This window comes from Halorhodospira abdelmalekii (assembly GCF_016583625.1).
GTDB lineage: Bacteria > Pseudomonadota > Gammaproteobacteria > Nitrococcales > Halorhodospiraceae > Halorhodospira > Halorhodospira abdelmalekii.
The window spans coordinates 1-5,082 of sequence record NZ_NRRN01000086.1; the positions used below are offsets into that span (position 1 = coordinate 1).

Annotated in this window: 9 protein-coding genes; 4 read left to right on the forward strand and 5 right to left on the reverse strand. The window is 60.8% G+C overall.

Translation table 11 applies throughout. The annotated features are described in order from the left end of the window. From CKO15_RS13130 to CKO15_RS13140, 3 genes are all read left to right on the forward strand, one after another. The coding region (locus CKO15_RS13130) for a molybdate ABC transporter permease subunit (protein WP_200197120.1) at positions 1–284 on the forward strand (284 nt) is incomplete at its 5' end. Beyond that, the gene (gene modC / locus CKO15_RS13135; RefSeq protein WP_200197122.1) at positions 284–1,351 is read left to right on the forward strand and encodes a molybdenum ABC transporter ATP-binding protein; all 1,068 of its coding nucleotides are present in this window, start codon (positions 284–286) and stop codon (positions 1,349–1,351) included. The genes CKO15_RS13130 and modC, both read left to right, overlap by 1 nt. 239 nt (positions 1,352–1,590) lie before the next feature. Next, positions 1,591–2,328: an outer membrane protein gene (locus CKO15_RS13140; RefSeq protein ID WP_200197124.1), complete on the forward strand. Its 738-nt coding sequence runs from the start codon at positions 1,591–1,593 to the stop codon at positions 2,326–2,328. Between the two features lie 497 nt (positions 2,329–2,825). On the opposite strand, the gene CKO15_RS13145 is transcribed toward CKO15_RS13140, so the two are convergent. The 5 genes from CKO15_RS13145 to CKO15_RS13165 form a co-directional block, all read right to left on the reverse strand. Continuing rightward, positions 2,826–2,954, reverse strand: coding sequence for a type II toxin-antitoxin system RelE/ParE family toxin (locus tag CKO15_RS13145; RefSeq protein ID WP_200197126.1), 129 nt, complete (start codon positions 2,952–2,954; stop codon positions 2,826–2,828). Between the two features lie 24 nt (positions 2,955–2,978). Further along, positions 2,979–3,299: a nucleotidyltransferase domain-containing protein gene (locus CKO15_RS13150; protein ID WP_200197128.1), complete on the reverse strand. Its 321-nt coding sequence runs from the start codon at positions 3,297–3,299 to the stop codon at positions 2,979–2,981. Next, positions 3,286–3,708: a nucleotidyltransferase substrate binding protein gene (locus CKO15_RS13155; protein ID WP_200197130.1), complete on the reverse strand. Its 423-nt coding sequence runs from the start codon at positions 3,706–3,708 to the stop codon at positions 3,286–3,288. Before CKO15_RS13155 ends, CKO15_RS13150 begins: the two co-directional genes overlap by 14 nt. Before the next feature lie 378 nt (positions 3,709–4,086). Further along, the gene (locus CKO15_RS14260; RefSeq protein ID WP_338036069.1) at positions 4,087–4,221 is read right to left on the reverse strand and encodes a M78 family metallopeptidase domain-containing protein; all 135 of its coding nucleotides are present in this window, start codon (positions 4,219–4,221) and stop codon (positions 4,087–4,089) included. Positions 4,222–4,261: 40 nt separating this feature from the next. Beyond that, positions 4,262–4,510 carry a hypothetical protein gene (locus tag CKO15_RS13165; protein WP_242464796.1) on the reverse strand — a complete coding sequence of 83 codons (249 nt, stop codon included), beginning with the start codon at positions 4,508–4,510 and terminating at the stop codon, positions 4,262–4,264. Positions 4,511–4,575: 65 nt separating this feature from the next. Between CKO15_RS13165 and CKO15_RS13170 the strand changes: the two genes are divergently transcribed. After that, positions 4,576–5,082: transposase (locus CKO15_RS13170; protein ID WP_200197140.1), on the forward strand; the 507-nt coding region annotated here is incomplete at its 3' end.

The window sequence follows — 5,082 nt, forward strand, 5'->3', positions numbered from 1 at the left end:
ACCGCTTTGTTACAGTGGTGCTGCCCTTAGCGCGCCGCGGCATCCTCACCGCAGCGGTGCTCTCGTTCGCCCATACTCTGGGTGAATTCGGCATGATCCTGATGATCGGCGGCAACATCCCCGGTCAGACCCAGGTCGCCTCCATCGCCATCTACGACCACGTCGAGGCCATGGACTACGCCTCGGCTCATGCCCTCTCCCTGCTATTGGTTGCGCTGGCCTTCATTCTGTTGATGAGCGTATACGGGCTGAATCGACGCTTTAAGGTCGTGGGGGTGGCGTGATGAGCATCCAGGCACGCTTCTTTCTCGATCGCGGGGACTTCACCCTCGATATCGATCTGGAGATCCCCGGGCAGGGCGTAACGGCGCTGTTCGGTCGCTCCGGTTCCGGCAAGACCACGTTGCTGCGCTGTCTAGCGGGACTGGAGCGCATTCGTGAGGGCCGGCTCACCTTCAACGGCGAGATCTGGCAGGATGGGCAGCGCTGGCTGCCCGTACACAAACGGCCGCTGGGCTACGTCTTCCAGGAGGCCAGTCTCTTTCCTCATCTTAGGGTGCGGGACAATCTGCTCTACGGCTTCAAGCGCCTGCCCGCCGAGCAGCGCCGCCTGGAGTTGGATGAGGTGGTCAACCTGCTGGGCCTTACGGAGCTGCTGGCACGCTATCCGGATGAGCTCTCCGGGGGGCAGCGTCAACGGGTCTCGATCGGGCGGGCCCTGCTCACCAGTCCGCGATTGTTGCTCGCAGACGAGCCACTGGCCTCGCTGGATGGGGTCAGCAAGGGGGAGATCCTGCCCTACCTGGAGCGGCTGCGGGATGAGTTGTCCATCCCGGTGATCTATGTGAGTCACACCATCGAGGAGGTGAGCCGCCTAGCGGACCATATGGTGCTGCTGGAGAGTGGGCGCGCGTTGGCTCAAGGGCCGCTGCAGACCCTGCTCACCCGCACCGACCTGCCGCTGGCCCACAGTGAACAGGCCGCGGCAGTGATTGAGGGCACGGTGGCTGCTCAGCATACGTCCGATCACCTGACCGAAGTGGCCTTCTCCGGGGGCCGTCTGCTCATCTCGCATCAGGACCACCCCATCGGCGCCCCGCAGCGGCTGCGCATCTTGGCACGGGATGTCTCCGTGGCCCTGGAACGTCCGGACTCCAGCAGTCTGCTCAATGCGATTCCGGTCACGATCACCCAGATCAGCGACGACCCCCACCCGGGGCACGTCATCCTGAGCCTGGCAGCGGGCGAGCAGCAGCTGCTGGCCAGAATCAGCGCCCGCTCCTGCCGGCAACTGGCGTTGTCCCCAGGGCAGCCGGTGTGGGCGATGGTCAAGGGCATTGCCGTCGTATAAGGCGTCGTATAAGGGGCTAAGATGGGCCCGCTGCGCGCCGGCCTGAGCTGCACCGGAACTCCGGTGCGCGCAACTGATTGGGGCGCTGCACGCCTGCGGCATTTTTGCGCACCACGGTTGCATTCCGGGATGAGCGCTTCCGTAGACCGTGCCCGCATCGATAACCTGAACGGGCTAGGCATCATATCTGCTTGGGGTGTGCCTGGGGTGGACAGGCATCAAGCAGGGGAGGATTCGCCATGCAGTGGACCAACCGGATCGTTGCCGCCGCGGCCACCTGCGTGGCCGCCGCCGCGAGCGGCACCATCGTCGCGCAGACGTTTACCGGCGGCTATGTCGGCGTCGAGGCCGATCTTGGCTCTTCGGCGACCTTCGAGCGGAGCTACACGGACGAGTATGCCGGGTGGCTTGCTGAATACATCGTTGGTGAAGAAGACGAGGTAGACGATCTACTAGGGACGGCAGAGGTCTGGGTCGACGCGATCGGCTCGACCCAACAATACGGCACCACAGCAACCCTTCCGGGCGGCGGCGTCTTCGCCGGCGGCGGTGTGCAGAACGACGGGTTCTACTTCGGCGGCGAAGCCCGGTACCGCTTCGGCGGCTTCGATGACGATTACGTCGAAGAGACCGATGAAAATCTCGAACTCGAGGACGGCTACGCAATCAGTGGCCGGCTCGGCACCGTACTCCGTGACGGCAATGTGATGCTCTACGCCTCGGCCGGCTATACCGAGCGAGAGGTCACGCTCGAGGTCGGTGACGAAGATATGAGCGAGGACGCCTCAGGCCACCGGCTCTCCGCCGGTATCGAGTACCGCCCTGCGGATATGCCGATGCTCGTCCGTTTCGAGGCCGCACGCTCGGATTACGGCGACGTTACCTACGCCCATGACCTCGTTGGCGGCGAAGACATCATCGAGATCGACGACTTGGTTGAGGACACGGCGCACCTCGGCGTCGGCTACACGTTCTAGTAACTGCCCCCGATCGGCGGCGGGCCGTTGCAACGGCTCGGCTCGCCGCGTCACGGCATCGCGCGTCACGTCTGCTGTTGCCGCGTTATTGCGCCAACGGTGTGCATGATCCGCGCGCGGGCGCCAGATTGCCCCCTCTACAATCGGTGCGCCCGATACGATACGCTGCCCCCGAACGGCGTGGGTATTTGAGCGCCTGCGCGCCTTGCATGCCTACGTGACGCTGAGGCACGGGCCTTGATCATCCCTTGGTCCTGCAGGCGGAGGGCAGCGGTCGCCGCCTGGGAGCGCCGGCGTCCCCGCCGGCATTCTTCTCACGCTTGCCGGCGAGGACGCCGGCGTTCCCAGGAAAAGCGCTCGACCATCGCCATGCTTCAACATGTGCCACAGAGGAGCCGAGGACAAAGGTTGGGTGCTGTTTAGCGAAGTGGACCAAACGATGATCACCCCCGAGGCACGAGAGTGCCTGCCGTCCTTTTCGATGATCTGCACGCTCATTAGTAGGCACCTCCGCGCGGAGCAATCCGGATGACATGGACGGTGACGGTTTCGGCGCTGACGGTATAGACCACGCGCCAATCGCCAATACGTAGCCGGTAGCCGGGATGATCGGTGAGTTTTTTCACTTGGTTACCCAGGCTCTCCCCCCTTTATTCAGAAGCATACACTACCAGCCCAACTCGCTGGATATGATTCAGCAGGTCTGGATTGTCGATATGATGTTTCAGTATCAGATCAAGGGTATAAGGTAACACCAACTCATCCAGTGCTGATGCAAGCTGCAGAAAGCTCTGAAACGGCAGATCAGGTGCATCAAGGCAAAGATCAATATCAGAGTTAGGACGGTGTGTCCCCATGGCACGGGAGCCAAACAGGATGGCGCGTTGCACATGCGGATAATGACTCAACTCAGCCTGGAGCTTTTCCAATATACCGCATGGCAAACCAGTCAAAGCCTTATGACCTGTCACGCTGCTTCTCAAGCGCCGCTAAAAGAGATTTCAGCAACGGATGGTAGGTATTCAAAATCTGATCTGCAATCAAACGGGCTGTTTCACGGTTGTAGGTATGTGATGTCAAAGTACGACTTTTGATCATCGCAAACCATTGATCACCGGCTTCAATCAATCCCCGCTCAAACGCCAAGCGTATGGCATCCCGACTGCCTTGTATACCTGTTTCACCCTGATCCTTGTAAAAATCCTTAATGGTATTCCAGGCTAGCTCATAGGTGTACTCAAACGCCTGAATCAGCCCCTGCTCTTCCAACTTGGAAAGACCCCGTTGATTGCTTAACGCAACAGCCTCATCCAACTCATTAAATGCAGCCTGGTAATTCTGCAAGCGCTGGTGCCAGCGAATATCCAAAGAACGGTTCATGGTTTAGCTTTCTCCCTGATCGGTTTTCTGCAATTAACAAACAGGAATCTTCATTCATGCCATAGCACTTAATTTGGATCTGACCCCTTTGATGCTTTTCCGTGCAGGCACCCGTGAATGCCTGTCTCACACCTCTTCACACCTCTACGCCTTGCAACCGGCCCCCGCGTGTGCGGCGGCTGGAACCTTCGGCGTTTTGCCTTTCGCCAGCATGATCCCAGCCTTCCAGAGCGGCGGACTGAGGAAGCATCCGCCGGTGGGTCTTGACGACCTGTTGCAAACGTAGCGGCACATTGGCCACTCTCCCTGGTCAACCCAGCCTGCTTTCACAAGCTCCCGCCTTTAGGCGGGAGTAGTTGACGCTTGAGACGGTAAAGCTCACGCGGCTCCAGGCTGGTGGCGATGTTCACCCAGCTCATGTATCACTGAAGCTTGTGGGGCTAAGAAGGCCCCGGCGAAGCGATCGCAGGCCTTCTCTTCGCTCACGTTATCGGCCAACCGTCCAGCCAGCAATACATGGCCAAGCTCATGAGCCAGCGTGAAGCGTTGACGGTCACCCGGCCAGGTGCTTCACCAGCGCCACATGGTAGGCCAGCAGCTGCTGGGCCACCACGTGCAGCACAGGGCTCAAGAGGCCGTAGTGCTCCGGCATGGTGAGCACATTCACGCCCTCACTTGCCTCCACCCGGCTGCAGCCGTCAGCGAAGACGTAGAGCTCGCCGCCCCGGGCGCTGACCTCCTGCATGTTGGCCTTGAGCTTTTCCAGCAGCTCATCGTTGGGGGCGATCACCACCACCGGCATCTCGGCATCTACCGGATACGCATCAGGGCGAGCGGCTGGAGTACTACCCCTTGCAAGAGGGCGACGTGGTTGTAGCGGACCGTGGGTACAACCGGCCTTGTGAGCTGGTCGAGCAGGCCGCTCGCGGGGTGTGCGTAGTGGTGCGTTACAACGCCCATGGGATGCGAGTTTACGACGAAGCCGGACAGGCGATTAAGGTGGCGCAGTGGCTACGCGAGCAACCCGAGGCGAGCGTCTCGCGCAGCGTTCGTATTCGCTCCGGCCAAAGCTACATTGAGGCCCACTTGCATGCACGTCGATTGCCGCCGGAGAAGGCGAACCTCGCGCGGCAGGAGGCCCGTGAGCGAGCGCGCAAAAGGGGTCGTACTCCTGATGCTGAGACCTTGACCTTGTCTGACTGGGTGTTGGTGCTCAGCACCGTGCCCGCTGCGATGTTGCCTACCGCGGCGGTCATGGAGCTGTATCGAACCCGATGGCAGGTGGAACTGCTGATGAAGCGCCTAAAAAGCCTACTTGATTTCGATTGTCTGCGGGCCCGCCGAAACAGCGAGCTGGCCGATGTCTACCTGTAC